We start from the raw sequence: 17571 nt of genomic DNA on the forward strand, positions 1-17571 counted from the left end.
CTTCGCGACCGTCTACAGTGCGGACATGGACACGGACCTGGTGGCACGGTTGCGGTCGACCTACGAGGATCTGCACGCCCATCCGGAGCTGTCCGGCGACGAGCACCGTACGGCGGGAATCGTCGCCGGCTGGTTGCGTGAGCAGGGCTTCGACGTCCACGAGGGCATCGGCGGAGCCGGTGTCGCCGGGGTGCTGAGCCAGGGCGACGGCCCGACGGTGTTGCTGCGTGCCGACATGGACGCCTTGCCGGTCGCCGAAGAAACTGGTCTCCCGTACGCGAGCACGGTCGACGGCGTCATGCATGCCTGCGGCCATGACATGCACGTCACCTGCCTCCTCGGCGCCGCGGCCGAGCTGGCCGCCGCCCGCGACGCCTGGCGCGGGACGCTGGTGGTCGTGTTCCAGCCCGCCGAGGAGATCGGCGCCGGAGCTCAGGACATGGTCGACGACGGCTTGTACCAGAAGGTGCCGAAACCCGACATCGTTCTCGGCCAGCACGTGGCCCCGATCCCGGCGGGCACACTGGGGTTGCGGCCCGGGCCGTCGTTCGCGTCCGCCGATACGCTGCGAGTCACCTTGTTCGGCGTCGGCGGTCACGGCTCCCGCCCGGAGGCGACGGTCGATCCGGTCCTGCTCGCGGCGACGACCACCGTCCGGTTGCACACCGTGGTCTCCCGGGAGGTGGCCGGCAACGACACCGCCGTACTGACGGTCGGGGCGATCAACGCCGGCACGAAGGCCAACATCATTCCCGACACGGCCGAACTGCTGCTGAGTGTGCGCAGCTACACCGAGGAGGTTCGCGGCCGGGTGCTCGGAGCGATCGAGCGCATCGTCGCCGCCGAGGCGCAGGCTGCCGGGGCCCCGCGACCGCCGACGGTCGAGCGACTCGAGGCCGTGCCTGCCGTGATCAACGATGCTGCCGCCACCGAACCGACGCGGCGGGTGCTGGAATCCGTCGTCGGCGCCGGACGGGTGGTCGACCCGGGCCTGATCACCGGCAGCGAGGACGTCGGCATTCTCGCCCAGGCCGCCGATGTGCCGATCGTCTACTGGCTGCTCGGTGGAGCCGACCCGGCCGAGTTCGCCGGTGCCGAGTCGATGGAGCAGATTGTCCGGGTTGTGGCCGACCTGCCGTCCAACCACTCTCCGCACTACCACCCCGTCGCCAGCCCGACGATCGAGATCGGCGTCGACGCACTCGTCACCGCGGCCCGCCACTGGCTGGATTCTTTGCCGGGTGATGTCGAAAAGCCGGGATCGGGATCTACCTCCTGAGTGAAAGCACCTTCACGCGAAGGAGAACCACCATGAACCACATCAGCGAGATCCGGACCGTCGGCGTACCGGTGACCGACCAGGACCGTGCGGTCGCCTTCTACACCGAGACCCTGGGCTTCGAGGTCCTGATGGACACCCCGCTGCCGCAGTTCGGCGGCCGCTGGCTCCTCGTCGCGCCGGCCGGTTCGTCCGCGAGCATCGCCCTCGTGCCGGCGTCGGACGGCAACCCGGCCGGCGTCGACACCGGGATCCGCATGGGCAGCCCTGATGCCAAGGCCGCCCACCAGCACTTCCTCGACGCCGGCGTGGACACCGACGAACTCCTCGAGTGGCCCGGCATCCCGCCGATGTTCAGCCTCCGCGACCAGGACGGAAATCGGCTCTACATCTCGCAGGTCTGACTACAGCCGTACGCCGGTGAGCGAGGCGCAGGCCTCCAGAAATCCTTCCTGCGCCTCGCGATCCGAAGCCACTGGATGAGTCCGATGCGGCTGCTGGTGGTAGTAGTACCCGCCGCTTCCCACGCCGGTCGCGGTCGCCAGCCACGCCTGGGTCAGGTGTGCCTGGCCGAGATCGCCCGGCGCACCCCGGCCACCCATCTTGGTCGGAACCCAGCCGGGGTCCACCGCGTTCGCTTCCACCTCCGGCCACAGCCGGGCGACCGCGAAGGTCAGCAGTACGTCGTGCAGCTTGGAGTCGGAGTATGCCTGGGCCCCACGCCATCGCCGTCGTACCCATTGGAGGTCGTCCAGCACCAGCTCTCCGCCGAGGTGCATGCCTGAGCTGAGGTAGATCAGCCGGTCCGGCCGGTCGATCAGCGCGGTCAGCAGGTACGCCGCGAGCGCGTTGATCGCGAACACGTGCTCCAGCCCGTCGACCGTCTCGATCCACGGCTCCTGGTAACCGACCGCCGCATTGTGTACGACGACCTCGAACCGGCCGGACTCGTTCGCCTGCCGCGCCAGATCCCGAGTCTCGTCGATACTCGCGAGGTCGCCGACGAGAGCCGCGGCCGCTCCGGGCACAGCCGCGAGTGCATCGCGGGCACGCTGCTGATTGCGTGCGTGCAGCACGACCTCGTGCCCTTGCGCGACCAGCTCCTGCGCGAGCATCTGTCCGAGACCGTCCGCCGAACCGGTGATCAATGTCCGAGTCACAGGTCCCACTCTGCCTCAGACCAGCACATGGCCGCCGTCGACGGAGACGATCGAGCCGGTCGAGTAGGGCTGGTTCATCAGGTAGACGTACGCCGACGCGATGTCCTCGGGTTCGCCGACGCGTTGGACCGGCAGTTGGCGCGCGGTCTCGTCGTAGTCGAGTCCGCCGCGCCACAGCGGCGTACGGACGACGCCCGGCTTGACGGCGTTCACGCGGATCGGCGCCAGCTCGAGGGCAAGCGCCCGTACAGCGGAGTCGATCGCGCCGCAGATGCTCGCGGCGACCGACCAGCCCGGCCCCGGGCGATCGCCGGCTGCCCCGGTGGTGAGTACGACGGAACCGCCCGGCCGGATCTTGGATGCCGCCGCGCTGACCGCGCCCAACGCGGCGAAGTAGCGCAGCTCGAAGGCCCGCCTGGCCTTGTCGAGGTCGAGTGAGTCGATCTCGAGCAAGGTCAGCGCTTCGCCGGCCGTGAACACCAAGTGGTCGAAGGGCTCGATCCCGTTGAAGAAGGCGGCGACGGCGGCGGAGTCGGTGAGGTCGACGGCTTCGCCGGACGCGGAGTCCGGAAGGGCTTCGAGCGCACGCTTCACCGATTCCGGGTTGCTGGAGGCAACGATCACGGTCGCACCCTGGTCGGCGGCGAGTCGGGCGGTGGCGAGGCCGATGCCCGACGTACCGCCGAGGACGACGACGCGCTGGTTCTGCAGGGACATGACATGACCTTTCGTGGTGGGGGATTCCTTTCCACGATGCGGTCGTCGGGCTGCCGCCGTCCAAGACCTGTTCCGGCCGCTGTAATACCCTGAAGGTATTATGGACCTCGATCTCCGCAAGCTCCGGTACTTCGTGGCCGTCGCCGAGGAACTGCACTTCGGCCGGGCGGCGGAGCGGCTGCACATCGCGCAGCCGGTGCTGTCCCGGCAGATCCGGGCCCTTGAGGACGAGGTCAGGGCTCAGCTGTTCGTCCGCACCAAGCGGGCCACGGAGCTGACCCCGGCCGGGCGGCAACTGCTCGACGACGCGCGGCCCCTGCTGTCCGCGGCGGACGCGGCGCGTCGACGGGTGGCCCGAGCGGCGCGGGGGTCGAAGACGTTCACGATCGGCTTCATGCCGGGTCTCACTGTGACCGAAGCGGTCCGGGCGTTCGGCGCGAGCCACCCCGACATCGACGTCGAGCTGATCCGGACCACCTGGAACGACCAGGTCGACGTACTGCATGACGGGCGGGTCGACGTGAGCATCGTCCGGCTGCCGATCGACCAGGCCGGGTTGACCGTCCGCCCACTGTTCGAGGAGCCGCGGGTCGCGATGCTCCCGTCCGATCACCGCCTCGCGGGCAAGCCCGTCATCGACATCACCGATCTCGCCGACGAGCACCTGCTGCAGGATCCGGACGCCGTACCGGAATGGCGCGACATCGCCCGTGAACTCCGCACCCGCACCGCGAAGCCCATCCCCATGATGCGCAGTGTCGAGGAGAAACTCGAACACGTCGCCACCGGCCGCGGGATCTCGATCATCCCGCTCTCCGTCGCCACCTTCTACCAACGCTCCGACGTCGTCGCGGTCCCGGTCGACGATCTCGCACTCAACGCCGTCTGCCTGGCCTGGGTCTCCTCGCGCCGTTCGCGGCTCATCCACGACTTCGCCGCAATCGCACCGCAGGTCGCCTGGACCCCTTAGACGAGCGGCCGCTGGTGAGTCAGTGGCGAACGCGGTAGCGGATGTGGGTTGCCTGCGGGGTGTCGATCACTCGCGCGATCTCGAGCTCGATGCGTTCGGGCAGTACGTCGAACAGTCGCAGGCCGCCGCCGAAGAGCACCGGCACCTGGTCGATCTGCAGCTCGTCGAGCACGCCGGCCGCCAACGCCTTCTGCGCCGTGACCGCACCGTGCACCAGCACATCCTTGTCGCCGGCAGCTGCCTTCGCCTGGGCGATCGCGGTCTCGACGTCGCCCACGAACGTGACCTTCTCGTACGGCGAGGTCGCGGTCGGGTCGCTGGTGACCACAAAGATCGGTACGCCGTGGTGGTCGCCGCCGTAGAAGTCGACCTGCTCGCCCGTACGGCGGCCGACCACGATCGCGCCGGTCGCCTCCAGCTCGTCCCAGATCACGGCGGCCTCGCCCGCGGGCCGGCCGACCTCGCCGTCCTCGTTCAGGTACCACTCGTGCAGCCGCATGAACTCGTCGCCACCCGGGTTCCCCACGCCGTCATTCGGGCCGGCGATGTAGCCGTCGGCGGACATCGACATCAACAACACAGCTGACGACATGAGCGTTCTCCTTGGCTCGGGGGTGCGGCTGACCCGCACCCTCTCTGCCTTCGCGTCGAAGAGAACCGCCCGCATTCGACATCAGTCCGCGGCGAGTGTTTCCAGCACGCCGTCCCCGTACTTGGCCAGCTTGTTCTCGCCGACGCCGCTGATCCGGCCCAGCTCGGCCAGCGATGACGGCAGGTCGGTCGCGATCTGCCGCAGCGTCGCGTCGTGGAAGATCACGTACGCCGGAACGCCCTGCTCCTTGGCCACCGCGCCCCGCCAGGCGCGCAGCCGCTCGAAGACCGGCGCCGCCTCCGGTGCCAGATCGACCGCCGCCTTCTTCCCGCCGGACGACCTGGACGAGGAGCGGACCCGCTCGGGCTCCCGACGCATCATCACCTCACGCCGCCGACCGAGCACCTCGCCGCTCTCCTCGGTCAGCACGAGCGTGCCGTAGTCACCCTCGACGGCCAGCAGCCGCAGCGCCAGCAACTGCCGGACCACCCCGCGCCACTCGGTGTCCTTCAACTCGGTGCCGATCCCGAAGACCGTCAGCTCGTTGTGCCGGAACTGCTTGACCTTGTCGGTCTCCTTGCCGAGCAGGATGTCGACCAGTTGCCCGGCGCCGAACTTCTGCCCGCGCTCGTGCTGCAGCCGATACACCGTCGAAAGCAGCTTCTGCGCCGCGATCGTCCCGTCCCAGGACTCGGGCGGCGTCAAGCAGGTGTCGCAGTTCCCGCACGTGTCGCCGTGCTGTCCGAAGTACGCGAGCAACTGGGACCGACGGCATTGCACGGTCTCGCACAGCGCGAGCATCGCGTCGAGGTGTGAACCGAGCCGCCGTCGATGCGCGAGGTCACCCTCGGACGTGTCGATCATCTTCCGCTGCTGCACGACGTCCTGCAGGCCGTATGCGAGCCAGGCCGTCGACGGTAGTCCGTCCCGTCCGGCGCGACCGGTCTCCTGGTAGTAGCCCTCGACCGACTTCGGCAGATCGAGATGCGCGACGAACCGGACATCCGGCTTGTCGATGCCCATCCCGAAGGCGATCGTCGCAACGACGACCAGCCCGTCTTCACGAAGGAAGCGCGACTGGTTCTCCGCGCGGGTCCGGCTGTCGAGGCCGGCGTGGTACGGCACGGCCTCGATCCCGTTCTGCGTCAGGAAGGCCGCGGTCTTCTCGACACTGTTGCGGGACAGGCAATACACGATGCCCGCGTCGCCGGCGTGCTCGGTGCGCAGCAGGTCGAGCAGTTGCCGCTGCGGGTTGTCCTTCGGAACGATCCGGTACTGGATGTTCGGCCGGTCGAAGCTCGCGACGAAATGCTTGGCCTCGGACAGGTTCAGCCGGGTGGCGATCTCCTTGTGTGTCGCCTCGGTCGCCGTCGCGGTCAACGCGATCCGCGGCACGTCTGGCCAGCGCTCGTGCAACTCGGACAGCATCAGGTAGTCGGGCCGGAAGTCGTGCCCCCACTGCGACACGCAGTGCGCTTCGTCGATCGCGAACAGCGCGATCTTGCCCTGGTCGAGCAGCCGCACGGTCGACTCGACCCGCAAGCGCTCGGGCGCGAGGTAGAGCAGGTCGAGCTCGCCGGCGAGGAACGCCTGCTCGACCTCGCGCCGCTGGTCGAAGTCCTGCGTGGAGTTGAGGAATCCAGCGCGCACGCCGAGAGCTGTCAGCGCATCGACCTGGTCCTGCATCAACGCGATCAGCGGCGAGATCACCACCCCGACGCCGGACCGCACCAGCGCCGGGATCTGGTAGCACAGCGACTTCCCGCCACCGGTCGGCATCAGCACCAGCGCGTCGCCGCCCGCGACCACGGTGTCGATGATCTCGGCCTGCTGACCGCGAAAGGCGTCGTACCCGAAGACGCGCCGCAGCACTTGCAGGGCTTCGGAGTCAGGCAGTCCGGTTGTCTCGCTCACCCCGGCGAGTCTAGTGAGATCAACCGACAGATGCCGACCCCAGCTCCGCAGCCTGTGGATACCGCCGTGGACTACTGGGAGATTGCGCCCGCATACGTGCCGACGCTCCACAGATTGCCCTCGAAATCGCGCACGGTGAACCCGCGCGACCCGTAATCGGTGTCCTCCAGCCCGCGGACGACGACCGCGCCCGCGCCGATCGCCCCGCCGATCAGGCTGTCGGGATCGTCGTGCACGAGATAGACCGACTGCCGCTGATCGGTCAGCGCGGTGAACTCGTCCGGCTCGGTCTTCGCGTCGGCCGAGCCCAGCATGATCCCGCCGCCGGTCGGCCAGGACAGCTCCGCGTGGGCGATCGAGCCCTCCACGGCGCCTTCGTACGACGCAATGACGGTGAAGCCGAGTCCTTCGGTGAGAAACTTCAGTGCTGCCTGTCCGTCCCGGTAGTGCAGGCCGGGCCAGACGCCGATCACATTCTTCTCTGTCGCAGTGTTCATACCTTCGAGACTTGTGCACTGGCGGGGATGAAGTCTTGAAGGTTTGGGAGTTCCTCGGTCATCCACTGACGCGGCGAGCAGCCGGCGATCGCCTGGAACTCGCGGGTCAGGTGCGCCTGATCGGCGTACCCGGCTGCGGCGGACAGATCGGCCAGCCGGGTCCTCGGATGGCGGCGGAGGTGTCCGGTGACGCGTTCGAAACGCAGTACCCGAGCCGCGACCTTCGGCGCCAGGCCGAGCTCCCGCGTGAAGCGGTCGGTGAGATGACGCCGGCTCCAGCCGACCTCGGTCGCGAGCTCCTGGATGCCGATCGCTCCGTGCGATGTGCAGAGCCGCTGCCAGGCCCAGCCGACCTCCGGCTGGGCCGTGCCCGCGTTGCGTTGACCGAGTTGCTCGAGCAGCAAGCCTTCGATCAGGTCGAATCGTCTGTCCCAGCTCGGCTCCTCGCGCAGCTGCTCGGTCAGCTCACGCGCCGACCGGCCGAACACCTCGTCGAGCCCGACCACGATCGACGCGAGCTGACCTGCCGGCAGCCCGAGCAGCTCGCGGGCCGCCGGGGGAGTGAGCGAGACCTGCACGCCGGCGCGGCTGTCGGTCTGGCCGATGTGCACGGCGGTGGAGTGCAGCCCGCCGGCCAGGGCGTCGTACTTGTCGACTGGTCTGCCCGGCCATGCGACGCCGAGCGGCTCGTCGAGCGTGATGACGAGCGTCATGAAGCGCGACGGCAGGCCGCGGTGCAGCTCGGGCGGATACCCGTCCGAGGCGTAGCCGATGAGGTCGCCGACATACGGCCGCAGGGCAGGGTGGACCGGCCGCGTGTGGTGCTCCATCCCTGCCATGACCACAGGCTAGATCCAGCCCCGGACAGATTCACCCACTCCACAATCCGGGACCCGCGTACCGCCATCCGGACGAGCGTGGCAACATCAGTAGCGTCGTTCTACTGCGAGGAGATGTCGTCGTGCCTGCTCTGAGGTCCCGTACCGTCACCCACGGCCGCAACATGGCAGGCGCCCGCGCGCTCATGCAGGCCTCCGGGGTAGCCCGCGAGGACTTCGGCAAACCGATCATCGCGGTCGCGAACAGCTTCACCGAGTTTGTCCCCGGCCACACCCACCTCGCACCCGTCGGGCGGATCGTCTCCGAGGCGATCCACGCGGCCGGTGGCATCGCCCGCGAGTTCAACACGATCGCCGTCGACGACGGGATCGCGATGGGCCACGGCGGCATGCTGTACAGCCTGCCGTCGCGGGACCTGATCGCCGACTCGGTCGAGTACATGGTCGAGGCGCACTGCGCCGACGCGCTGGTCTGCATCTCGAACTGCGACAAGATCACCCCCGGCATGCTGAACGCCGCACTCCGGCTGAACATCCCGACCGTGTTCGTCTCCGGCGGCCCGATGGAGGCCGGCCGGGCCACGCTGGTCGACGGCACCGTCCGCAAGCTCGACCTGATCGACGCGATGTCCGAGGCCGTCAACGAGAACGTCTCCGACGCCGACATCCTGCGGATCGAGGAGAACGCCTGCCCGACCTGCGGTTCGTGCTCGGGCATGTTTACCGCGAACTCGATGAACTGCCTGACCGAGGCGATCGGCCTCTCGCTGCCTGGCAACGGTTCCGTGCTCGCCACCCACACCGCCCGCCGCGCGCTGTACGAGAAGGCCGGCGAGACCGTCGTACAGATCACCAAGCGGTACTACGACAACGACGACGCGACCGTGCTGCCGCGGAACATCGCGACCAAGGAAGCCTTCGGGAACGCGATGGCACTGGACATCGCGATGGGCGGGTCGACCAACACGATCCTGCACCTGCTCGCGGCCGCGCAGGAGGCCGAGGTCGGCTTCGACCTCGACGACATCAACGCGGTCTCGCGCCGGGTCCCGTGCCTGGCCAAGGTCGCGCCGAACGTCGCGCCCGGCGGCACGTACTACATGGAGGACGTGCACCGCGCCGGCGGCATCCCCGCCATCCTCGGCGAGCTGCACCGCGCCGGACTGCTGAACGAGAACATCCACACCGTGCACAGCGACTCGATCGACGAGTGGCTGAAGACGTGGGACCTGCGTGGCGGATCACCGTCGCCGGAGGCCGTCGAGCTGTGGCACGCGGCGCCGGGCTGCAAGCGATCCGCGACTGCCTTCTCGCAGTCCGAGCGGTGGGAGACGCTCGACACCGACGCGGCCGGCGGGTGCATCCGCGATCTCGAGCACGCGTACTCGAAGGACGGTGGTCTCGCCGTACTGAAGGGCAACCTGGCCGTCGACGGCTGTGTCGTGAAGACGGCCGGCGTGGACGAGTCGATCTGGTCCTTCCAGGGACCCGCGGTCGTGTGTGAGTCGCAGGAGGAGGCCGTCGAGAAGATCCTGGCCAAGCAGGTGCAGCCGGGTGACGTCGTCGTGATCCGGTACGAGGGGCCCAAGGGCGGGCCGGGGATGCAGGAGATGCTGTACCCGACGTCGTTCCTCAAGGGCCGCGGTCTGGGCAAGGTCTGCGCATTGGTCACCGACGGCCGCTTCTCCGGCGGTACGTCGGGACTCTCGATCGGGCACGCTTCTCCCGAAGCGGCGTCCGGCGGCACGATCGCCCTGGTCCAGGACGGCGACCAGATCCGCATCGACATCCCCGGCCGTTCCATCGAGCTGCTGGTCGACGAGGCCGAGCTGACCTCCCGCCGAGAGGCCCTCGGCGGTGTGTACGCGCCGAAGAACCGCGAGCGCAAGGTCTCCGCCGCGCTCCGGGCGTACGCCGCGATGGCGACCAGCGCCGACCGCGGCGCCGTCCGGGACGTCTCCAAGCTGGGCTGATGCCCTGCGCGACTTCCCTTGCCGACTCATTGTGGCGGTACCGCTGCCGGGCGTAGCTTGGTCGCAGGGGATGCCTGACCTGGGGAGGGGTCATGGGGGACGAGCGGGAGGAACGATTCCGTGCTGCGCTCGACGAGGGGCGCAAGCCGGCGGTGTTCATGTTCCAGCCGACGAGCTTCGAGCAGGTGACGCCGGAGCGGCTCTCGGAGTGGGAACGCAGTGTCCAGGAGGGTTTCGGCCTGAACACGTACGGGTTCGAACGGGACGTGTTGCTGCGATCCGCGTCGTGGTCGAACTGCGGCAACGGCCAGATCTGCGCCGACGACTCCGACTGGCACGAGTGAGGGGCCGGGGCGATGACGGAACCGAACGCGGGTAGCAGCAAGGCGCCGGTGGTCTTCATGTACCAGCCGTCGCGGTTCGATCTGGTGCCGACGGACAAGCTGCACGAGTGGGAGCAGCGCGTCCGCGACGACGTCGGGCTGCCGGTGGAGTTCGCGCGCAACGGCGGTGGATCGGAGTGCTTGTCCGCGACGTTGCCGAACGACTGCATGGACGACTGCGACTACCTGGCCGAATAGATGACCCGGCCGTCGATCGCGGTACTGACGTTCACCGATGATCTGCACGCGCTGGTGGTCCAGGCGCACCTCCGCCGCAACCGCGGCGCGCTCTGTGAGGTCGTCGAGGTGGACTCGATGGCGGATCGGCCCGATGGACTGAGCTGGTCGACGGAACCGGGATTCGGTACGTCGGTGCCGACGCGCGACGGCGGCCGGCTCGATCTGGCCGGCTGCGACGCGATCTGGTTCCGGCGCTGGAACCATCCGCAGCGGGCCGGACGCGAGTTGACCGAGGAGGCGCATCGGGAGGTCGTCGACGCGAGTTGTGCGAGCACCCTGATGGGGGCCTTGCGCAACGAGTTCGACGGGCGCTGGGTGAGTCACCCGGACGCGACCCGGCGGGCCGAGAACAAGCTGATCCAGTTGCGGGCGGCCGCGGACGCCGGGTTCGTCGTACCGCGGACGCTGGTCAGCCAGGATCCGGCCGAGATCCGGCGCTTCTGCTCGGTGCTCGGCGCGCAGGTCATTCTCAAGGCTGTTCGTGGCACGCCGAGCAGTCAGCTCTACACGCTGCCGGTGACGCCCGATCATCTGGCCGACGACGATGCGCTGCGGCTCTGTCCGACGATCTTCCAGGAGTATGTGCCCGGGACGCGGCACCTGCGCGTGTTGTGCTGCGGTACGACGTCGTACGCCGTGGCGATCGATTCGCCGGATCTCGACTGGCGGCGGAACCTCGACGTACCGATCGAGCCGGTGAGCCTTGACCCGGTGATCCAGCAAGCGCTGGCGCGCGTGCTGGAACTGCTGGACCTGCGTATGGGGGTGGTCGACCTCAAACTCGATCCCGACGGTCGGCCGGTCTGGCTCGAGCTGAACCCGCAAGGGCAGTTCCTGTTCGTCCAGGGTCTGACCGGCCTGGACCTCACGGCCGGCTTCGGCGATTTCCTCTGCGAAGAGGCCTTGAGCGGTGCTGTCAGAGCTCGAGGTCGAACGCCAGGTTGATCGCCTCGGCCAGGAGCGGCTCCTGGTCAGGGTGCAGGTGGCCGATCAGACGACCGAGCTGGGCCTTCGGAATGGTCTGGATGTTGTCGCAGGAGATCGCGCTCGGGTGATCGAGCCCGTTGTCCGGACCGACCAGTACTTCGGTGGACAGCCCGCGGATCGTGCTGGTGATCGGCGCGACGGTGACGTTGGTGAGGCGAGGGCGGATCAGCTCCCGGGTCAGCACCACCACCGGCCGCGGTTTGTCGAGCCGGGCGATGTGCAGCGCGCGCATCAGTCGAGATCGCTGAGCACGGTGCCCGAGACCGCGGTCGCGAGCCCGTCCAGATCGTCGTACCCACCCTGCTCGCTCAGAATCGCCAGATCGCGCGCGGCCAGCTCCCGCCGACGCTCCCGCTCCATCGCCCGCGCCACCACAGACGCCCGACTCGTCGCCTTGTCGGTCGCCACAAGCTCATCCATGAAGTCCACCAGCTCATCCGGCAGCCGGACCGTAATCTGCTTACTCATACCAAAACCATACCGCCCCGGGATTCATCTCGGTAGGGCGGTCCGACCGACTCAGTTGGGGGAGAGGGTGGACCAGCTGATGAGGTCGAAGGCGGGGAGGGAGGGGAGGGCGGTGATGGCGGCCAGTTCGTTGTCGATGAGGCCTACTAGTTGGGCCAGGCGGGTGGTGACATCGGTGGCCTCGAGGAGTTTCTGGCGGTCGGGGGTCATGAGTTTCATGGCCGCGGACATCAGGTAGGACAGCGTGCTGGGGTCGTCGGGGAGTTCGCCGAGGTGCAGGCCGGGGCGGCTGATCTCGCTGACGGCCTCGGCGTACTTCCGGAAACGCTTGACCGCGACCATCGCCGTACCGAGCGGGTCGTCGCCGAGGTCGTCGTCCAGCCACTCGACGTCCGCGACCAGGTAGTCGCCGGTGCCGTCGAGCTCGGAGACCTTGAAGCGCCGGTTGCCGGTCAACGTCACCTCGACCGGGCCGTCGTCGTCCGCGTCGAGCGTGATCTCGGAGATCGTCGCCGCGCAGCCGGTCCCGTACAGCGACCGGAACACCCGCTCACCCAGCTCGTACCCGTCCCGGACGGCGAGTGCCCCGCACACCAGTTCGCCGCCGTTCTCGACCAGGTCGCGGACCACCGCGCGGCCCTGGACGTCGGTCACCGGAATCGGGAGCACCAGCCCGGGAAAGATCACCGTGTCGACAGTGAGCAACGGCAGGCGGGAGTCCATACAACGGAGCCTAGGCCATCCACTTGACCATTACGCGGGGTGACAGCCCGGCTTGTGGATACGGCGCAGGGACGACGGGCCCTCACCACTAGACTGACGGCATGATTCGCCGCGTCGACCTGCGGGGCCGAGTGGCAGCCGGAGAGGTCCTGAACCTCGAAGCCCTGGTCCCCCGAGCCGTGTTCGACGTCGAGGCAGCTCTCGACGTCGTCCGACCCATCTGCCTGGACGTCCGCCATCGCGGCCTCGAGGCGATCAGGGAGTACGGCGAGAAGTTCGACCATGTGCGCGTCGAGGACATCCGGGTCCCGGCCGAGGCGCTGAAGACCGCGCTCGAGGAGCTCGACCCCGAGGTGCGCAGCGCGTTCGAGGAGTCGATCCGCCGCGTCCGTGAAGTCAGCCAGGACGAGCTCACCCCTGACATCGCCTCCGAGCCCGCACCAGGCGGCCGGGTGACCCAGCGCTTCGTGCCGGTCCAGCGGGTGGGCCTGTACGTGCCGGGCGGCCGCGCGCCGCTGGCGTCTTCAGTGGTAATGAACGTCGTTCCGGCGCAGGTGGCCGGCGTGCCGTCCCTGGCTGTCGCATCCCCGCCGCAGAAGGAGTTCGGCGGTCTGCCGCACCCGACGGTGCTGGCCGTGTGCGCGCTGCTCGGGATCGACGAGGTCTACGCGATGGGCGGCGCCCAGGCGATCGCCGGGTTCGCGTACGGCTTCGACGGCTGCCGCAAGGTCAACCTGATCACGGGTCCGGGCAACATCTACGTCGTCGCCGCCAAGCGCGAGCTGCTGGGCGAGGTCGGCATCGACTCCGAGGCCGGCCCGACCGAGATCGCGATCCTGGCCGACGACACCGCCGACCCGAAGCACGTCGCCGCCGACCTGATCAGCCAGGCCGAGCACGACCCGATGGCAGCCAGCGTCCTCGTCACACCGAGCGAGGTCCTCGCGGCAGCTGTCGAAGCCGAGCTGCCGACCCAGGTCGCGCAGACCAAGCACCACGAGCGCGTCGCCGAGGCCCTGGCCGGTCAGCAGTCTGCCGTCGTGCTGGTTGACGATCTCGACCAGGGCACCGCGGTCGTCGATGCGTACGCCGCGGAGCACCTCGAGATCCAGACCGTCGACGCGGAGGAGCGGGCGGGGCTGATCACCAACGCCGGCGCGATCTTCGTCGGCGGCTGGTCGCCGGTGTCACTCGGCGACTACTGCGCCGGGTCCAACCACGTCCTCCCGACGGCCGGTTGTGCCTGCCACTCGTCCGGCCTGTCCGTGCGCAGCTTCCTGAAGGCGGTCCACGTCGTCAACTACTCCCGCGACGCGCTGCACGAGGTCGCCGGCCACGTGCTCGCGCTCGCCCACGCCGAGGACCTTCCGGCCCACGGCGCCGCCGTTTCCGCCCGATTCCCCGGAGAGCACTGATGGGCCGTTTCGACGGGCTGCCGATCCGCGACGAGCTGAAGAGCTTCGAGCCGTACGGCGCCCCGCAGCTCGACGTACCCGTCCTGCTCAACGTCAACGAGAACCCGTATCCGGCGAGCGAGGAGACCGTCGCGGACATCGCTGCCGCGGTGGCGGTCGCCGCCCGCGGGATGAACCGCTACCCGGACCGCGAGTTCATGGACCTGCGCGCGGACCTCGCGGCGTACCTGGCCCGTGAGTCCGGCGCCCAGCTCGCCCCCGAGCAGATCTGGGCGGCGAATGGGTCCAACGAGGTCATGCTGCACATCCTGCAGGCCTTCGGCGGCCCCGGTCGTACGGCGCTGTCGTTCGCCCCGACGTACTCGATGTATCCGGAGTACGCGCGGGACACGAACACGGCCTGGGTCGCCGGCCGCCGGGCCGAGGACTTCACCCTCGACCAGAGCAAGGCGCTGGCCGCGATCTCCCGGCACCACCCGTCGGTCGTGCTGCTGGCCTCGCCCAACAACCCGACCGGGACGGCGCTGCCGATCGAGGTGGTCGAGGCGATCGCGGCCCGGACCGCGGCGCTGGGTTCGGTCCTCGTGGTCGACGAGGCGTACGCCGAGTTCCGCCGCGCCGGCACTCCGAGCGCGGTCTCGCTGCTGCCGTCGTACCCGAATCTCGCCGTCGCACGGACGATGTCGAAGGCGTTCGCGATGGCCGGCGGGCGGGTCGGATACCTTGCCGCGAGCAAGCAGTTCGTCGACGCACTGCGGATCGTCCGCCTGCCGTACCACTTGTCCGCGGTGACGCAGGCAGTCGCGCGGGCCGCGCTGCGGCACTCCGACGAGCTGCTCGGCCGGGTCGAGCAGCTGCGGGTCGAGCGCGACGAGACCGTCGACTGGCTGCGCGCGCAGGGCCTGCGCGCGGTCGACTCCGACGCGAACTTCGTGCTGTTCGGCACCTTCGCCGACCGGCACGCGGTCTGGCAGGCGTTGCTCGACGACGGCGTACTGATCCGTGAGACCGGACCCGACGGCTGGCTGCGGGTCTCGATCGGCACCAGCGAGGAGATGGCCGCGTTCCGGGCTTCGCTGGAGCGCATCCTCAAGACAGACACTGGAAGGCTGACATGACGCGCACTGGCCGGATCGACCGGGAGACCAGCGAGTCCAAGGTCCTGGTCGAGCTCGACCTGGACGGCACCGGTCGGGCCGATATCTCGACCGGCGTCGGGTTCTACGACCACATGCTCAACGCGCTGGCCAAGCACGCGCTGCTCGACCTGCACGTCAACACCGTCGGCGATCTCGAGATCGACGCGCACCACACCGTCGAGGACACCGCGATCGGCATCGGCCAGGCTTTGAAGGAAGCGCTGGGTGACAAGCGCGGCATCCGGCGCTTCGGCGACGCGACCGTTCCGCTGGACGAGGCGCTCGTGCACTGCACGGTCGACCTGTCCGGCCGGCCGTACTGCGTGCACACCGGCGAGCCCGACGGTCAGGTCTACGCGATCATCGGCGGCGACTACGCCGGTTCGCTGACCCAGCACGTGTTCGAGACGCTCGCGTTCAACGCCGCGATCTGCATCCACATCCGGGTGCTGTCCGGTCGCGACCCGCACCACATCGTCGAGGCCCAGTTCAAGGCGTTCGCCCGCGCCCTGCGGGCCGCCGCCGAGCTCGACCCGCGGCAGCCGGGCATCCCGTCGACCAAGGGCGCCCTGTGACGAAGAAGGTCGTCCTCCTCGACTACGGCTCGGGGAACATCCGATCGGGGGAGCGGGCACTCCAGCGCGTCGGCGCGGACGTGACAGTGACCTCGGATTTCGATCAGGCCTGCAACGCCGACGGCCTGCTGGTTCCGGGCGTCGGGGCGTTCGAGGCCTGCATGACCGGTCTGACTGCCGTTCGCGGTGATGTCGCGGTGGATCGGCGGCTCAGCGGCGGTCGGCCGGTGCTCGGCATCTGCGTCGGCATGCAGATCCTGTTCGCGCGCGGCATCGAGCACGGCGTCGAGACCGACGGCTGCGACCAATGGCCCGGCACCGTCGAGCGCCTGCAGCCGGAGGAGGCCCAGCCGGTCCCGCACATGGGCTGGAACACGGTCGACGTGCCGTCCGGCAGCACGCTGTTCGACGGCATCGAGAAGGACCGGTTCTACTTCGTCCATTCGTACGGCGTCCGCCGCTGGGAGCTCGTCGACACGCGCGAGTCGGTGTCCCCGCTGGTCACCTGGACGACGTACGGCGGAGACCGCTTCGTCGCCGCCGTCGAGAACGGCCCGCTCACCGCCACGCAGTTCCACCCCGAGAAGTCCGGCGACGCCGGCGCCACTCTCCTGGAGAACTGGGTCCGCTCGCTCTAGGCGCCTGGGAAGGCGACCGGTGCGCCGCCCCAGACCAGCTGGCTGTTCGCAGTGCCGAGCAGGGCCTCGATGGCCCATGCGCGGACGGCGGGTTGTTCGGCGGCCTCGATCAGGTCGCCGTACACCGCGGCGATCCGGCGCTCGATGACCAGGACCAGCGCGGTGGCCGTTGCGGCGTTCGTGACCGCTTGGGGGAGGTCGTACGCCGGTTCGGCCGCCACCGGGGTCTTGCCGGCGGAGACGAGCAGCGCGCTCAGGTGATCGCGGTTGTCGCGATGCCGGGCGAACGTGTCGGTCGCCTCCTGGAACCTGGCACCGTTGAGCTTGCCGCCGGCCACGCCCACGCCGTACAACGCCGCATGCTCACCGGCGAGAGCGGCCTGCAGGGCATCCACCTGATTCACGATTTGTCCCTCTTCTTCGGCGGAGTCAGCGTGGAGCTCAGCTGGGTCTGGGCGGCGGCGATCTCGGCGAGCAGGCGGGCCGGTGGGCCGGACAGCTTGGCTGCGGCCGCTGCGTTCGTGGCCGCCGCGGCCGCCTCCCGAGTGGCGAGCGTCGTCAGCGCGGCCACCGAGGAGGTAGGCACCACGACGGCCTTCGCAGCCTTGGCCGCAACGCCGTCGGTCTCCTTCAGCTTCACCAGGTGACTCGCGTGGTACTTCGCCCCCGCCGCGAGCTGGGCCCGCAGTGCGGGGAACTTGCGGCTGACGTTTGCGTAGAGCTGGGACAATTGAGTCACCTGGGTCGCCGCCACAGTGAGCGCCGCGACGACTGCCGGATCCGTGGTCGGAGTCTCCCCGGCCGGGTTCTGGGAGGACGACGGCCCGCCGTTGACGGCACCCGGCGTACCGGCCCCGGCGGCAGCGTCGTCCTTGCAACCGGTCAGCGCGACCGCGCCAGGGACGAGGACGGCAGTCACGACGGCGGCGCGTCGGGTCAGGCGGCGTTCGAGCACGCCGGAACGATACCCGGTGACGCGCCGACACCGGCCTGGGACGAGCCGGTGACCCGGATCGCGGGACCGGCCGGATAGGGTGGGCTACTGCCCTTGGCGCGACCGCC

22 protein-coding genes are annotated in these 17571 nt (G+C 69.2%); 11 read left to right on the forward strand and 11 right to left on the reverse strand.

Annotated features, from left to right (window positions below):
* Positions 1–25 precede the first annotated feature (25 nt).
* A complete protein-coding gene (locus EV653_RS04865) occupies positions 26–1279 on the forward strand; it encodes an amidohydrolase (protein WP_134098329.1) in 1254 nt (417 codons plus the stop codon).
* A gap of 32 nt (positions 1280–1311) precedes the next feature.
* Positions 1312–1683: a VOC family protein gene (locus EV653_RS04870; RefSeq protein WP_134098331.1), complete on the forward strand. Its 372-nt coding sequence runs from the start codon at positions 1312–1314 to the stop codon at positions 1681–1683.
* On the opposite strand, the gene EV653_RS04875 is transcribed toward EV653_RS04870, so the two are convergent.
* Together EV653_RS04875 and EV653_RS04880 are read right to left on the reverse strand one after the other, a co-directional pair.
* Entirely contained in the window at positions 1684–2439 is a 756-nt protein-coding gene (locus EV653_RS04875; protein WP_134098333.1) for an SDR family NAD(P)-dependent oxidoreductase, read from the reverse strand.
* A gap of 15 nt (positions 2440–2454) precedes the next feature.
* Positions 2455–3156, reverse strand: coding sequence for an SDR family oxidoreductase (locus tag EV653_RS04880; RefSeq protein ID WP_134098335.1), 702 nt, complete (start codon positions 3154–3156; stop codon positions 2455–2457).
* Positions 3157–3256: 100 nt separating this feature from the next.
* On the opposite strand from EV653_RS04880, the gene EV653_RS04885 reads away from it, so the two are divergent.
* The gene (locus tag EV653_RS04885; protein WP_134098337.1) at positions 3257–4126 is read left to right on the forward strand and encodes a LysR family transcriptional regulator; all 870 of its coding nucleotides are present in this window, start codon (positions 3257–3259) and stop codon (positions 4124–4126) included.
* 19 nt (positions 4127–4145) lie between these two features.
* On the opposite strand, the gene EV653_RS04890 is transcribed toward EV653_RS04885, so the two are convergent.
* The 4 genes from EV653_RS04890 to EV653_RS04905 form a co-directional block, all read right to left on the reverse strand.
* A complete protein-coding gene (locus tag EV653_RS04890) occupies positions 4146–4718 on the reverse strand; it encodes a dihydrofolate reductase family protein (RefSeq protein ID WP_134098339.1) in 573 nt (190 codons plus the stop codon).
* Positions 4719–4799: 81 nt separating this feature from the next.
* The gene (gene recQ / locus EV653_RS04895; protein ID WP_134098341.1) at positions 4800–6632 is read right to left on the reverse strand and encodes a DNA helicase RecQ; all 1833 of its coding nucleotides are present in this window, start codon (positions 6630–6632) and stop codon (positions 4800–4802) included.
* A 71-nt stretch (positions 6633–6703) separates the two neighbouring features.
* Complete coding sequence (locus EV653_RS04900) at positions 6704–7129, reverse strand: VOC family protein (RefSeq protein ID WP_134098343.1); 426 nt, start codon at positions 7127–7129, stop codon at positions 6704–6706.
* On the reverse strand, positions 7126–7968 hold the full coding sequence (locus EV653_RS04905; protein ID WP_134098345.1) for an AraC family transcriptional regulator: 843 nt from the start codon (positions 7966–7968) through the stop codon (positions 7126–7128). The genes EV653_RS04900 and EV653_RS04905 overlap by 4 nt, the downstream gene beginning before the upstream one ends.
* A gap of 122 nt (positions 7969–8090) precedes the next feature.
* Here EV653_RS04905 and ilvD point away from each other — a divergent pair, with 122 nt between their 5' ends.
* From ilvD to EV653_RS04925, 4 genes are all read left to right on the forward strand, one after another.
* The gene (gene ilvD, locus EV653_RS04910) at positions 8091–9941 is read left to right on the forward strand and encodes a dihydroxy-acid dehydratase (RefSeq protein ID WP_134098347.1); all 1851 of its coding nucleotides are present in this window, start codon (positions 8091–8093) and stop codon (positions 9939–9941) included.
* Between the two features lie 92 nt (positions 9942–10033).
* A complete protein-coding gene (locus EV653_RS04915; RefSeq protein WP_134098349.1) occupies positions 10034–10285 on the forward strand; it encodes a hypothetical protein in 252 nt (83 codons plus the stop codon).
* A 12-nt stretch (positions 10286–10297) separates the two neighbouring features.
* A complete protein-coding gene (locus EV653_RS04920; protein ID WP_134098351.1) occupies positions 10298–10522 on the forward strand; it encodes a hypothetical protein in 225 nt (74 codons plus the stop codon).
* Positions 10523–11509 carry an ATP-grasp domain-containing protein gene (locus tag EV653_RS04925; RefSeq protein WP_134098353.1) on the forward strand — a complete coding sequence of 329 codons (987 nt, stop codon included), beginning with the start codon at positions 10523–10525 and terminating at the stop codon, positions 11507–11509.
* Here the strand turns inward: EV653_RS04925 and EV653_RS04930 are convergent.
* Genes EV653_RS04930 through EV653_RS04940 form a run of 3 tightly spaced genes read right to left on the reverse strand, consistent with a single transcriptional unit; the run spans position 11481 to position 12742 of the window.
* The gene (locus tag EV653_RS04930) at positions 11481–11783 is read right to left on the reverse strand and encodes a type II toxin-antitoxin system PemK/MazF family toxin (protein WP_130446637.1); all 303 of its coding nucleotides are present in this window, start codon (positions 11781–11783) and stop codon (positions 11481–11483) included. The genes EV653_RS04925 and EV653_RS04930 overlap by 29 nt on opposite strands.
* Complete coding sequence (locus EV653_RS04935) at positions 11783–12019, reverse strand: ribbon-helix-helix domain-containing protein (protein WP_134098354.1); 237 nt, start codon at positions 12017–12019, stop codon at positions 11783–11785. Before EV653_RS04935 ends, EV653_RS04930 begins: the two co-directional genes overlap by 1 nt.
* 51 nt (positions 12020–12070) lie before the next feature.
* Complete coding sequence (locus tag EV653_RS04940) at positions 12071–12742, reverse strand: LON peptidase substrate-binding domain-containing protein (protein ID WP_134098356.1); 672 nt, start codon at positions 12740–12742, stop codon at positions 12071–12073.
* Between the two features lie 101 nt (positions 12743–12843).
* Here EV653_RS04940 and hisD point away from each other — a divergent pair, with 101 nt between their 5' ends.
* From hisD to hisH, 4 genes are read left to right on the forward strand one after another with little or no spacing between them, the layout of a single operon-like run.
* Entirely contained in the window at positions 12844–14157 is a 1314-nt protein-coding gene (gene hisD, locus EV653_RS04945) for a histidinol dehydrogenase (RefSeq protein ID WP_134098358.1), read from the forward strand.
* Complete coding sequence (locus EV653_RS04950; RefSeq protein ID WP_134098360.1) at positions 14157–15275, forward strand: histidinol-phosphate transaminase; 1119 nt, start codon at positions 14157–14159, stop codon at positions 15273–15275. The genes hisD and EV653_RS04950 overlap by 1 nt, the downstream gene beginning before the upstream one ends.
* A complete protein-coding gene (gene hisB / locus EV653_RS04955; RefSeq protein ID WP_134098362.1) occupies positions 15272–15871 on the forward strand; it encodes an imidazoleglycerol-phosphate dehydratase HisB in 600 nt (199 codons plus the stop codon). Before EV653_RS04950 ends, hisB begins: the two co-directional genes overlap by 4 nt.
* The gene (hisH, locus tag EV653_RS04960; RefSeq protein ID WP_134098364.1) at positions 15868–16509 is read left to right on the forward strand and encodes an imidazole glycerol phosphate synthase subunit HisH; all 642 of its coding nucleotides are present in this window, start codon (positions 15868–15870) and stop codon (positions 16507–16509) included. Before hisB ends, hisH begins: the two co-directional genes overlap by 4 nt.
* Here the strand turns inward: hisH and EV653_RS04965 are convergent.
* Together EV653_RS04965 and EV653_RS04970 are read right to left on the reverse strand one after the other, a co-directional pair.
* Entirely contained in the window at positions 16506–16913 is a 408-nt protein-coding gene (locus EV653_RS04965) for a ferritin-like domain-containing protein (protein WP_134098366.1), read from the reverse strand. The two genes, hisH and EV653_RS04965, sit on opposite strands and share 4 nt — an antisense overlap.
* Entirely contained in the window at positions 16910–17464 is a 555-nt protein-coding gene (locus EV653_RS04970) for a cell division protein FtsK (RefSeq protein WP_134098368.1), read from the reverse strand. The genes EV653_RS04965 and EV653_RS04970 overlap by 4 nt, the downstream gene beginning before the upstream one ends.
* Positions 17465–17571 lie beyond the last annotated feature (107 nt).

This window comes from Kribbella pratensis (assembly GCF_004365355.1).
Lineage (GTDB): Bacteria > Actinomycetota > Actinomycetes > Propionibacteriales > Kribbellaceae > Kribbella.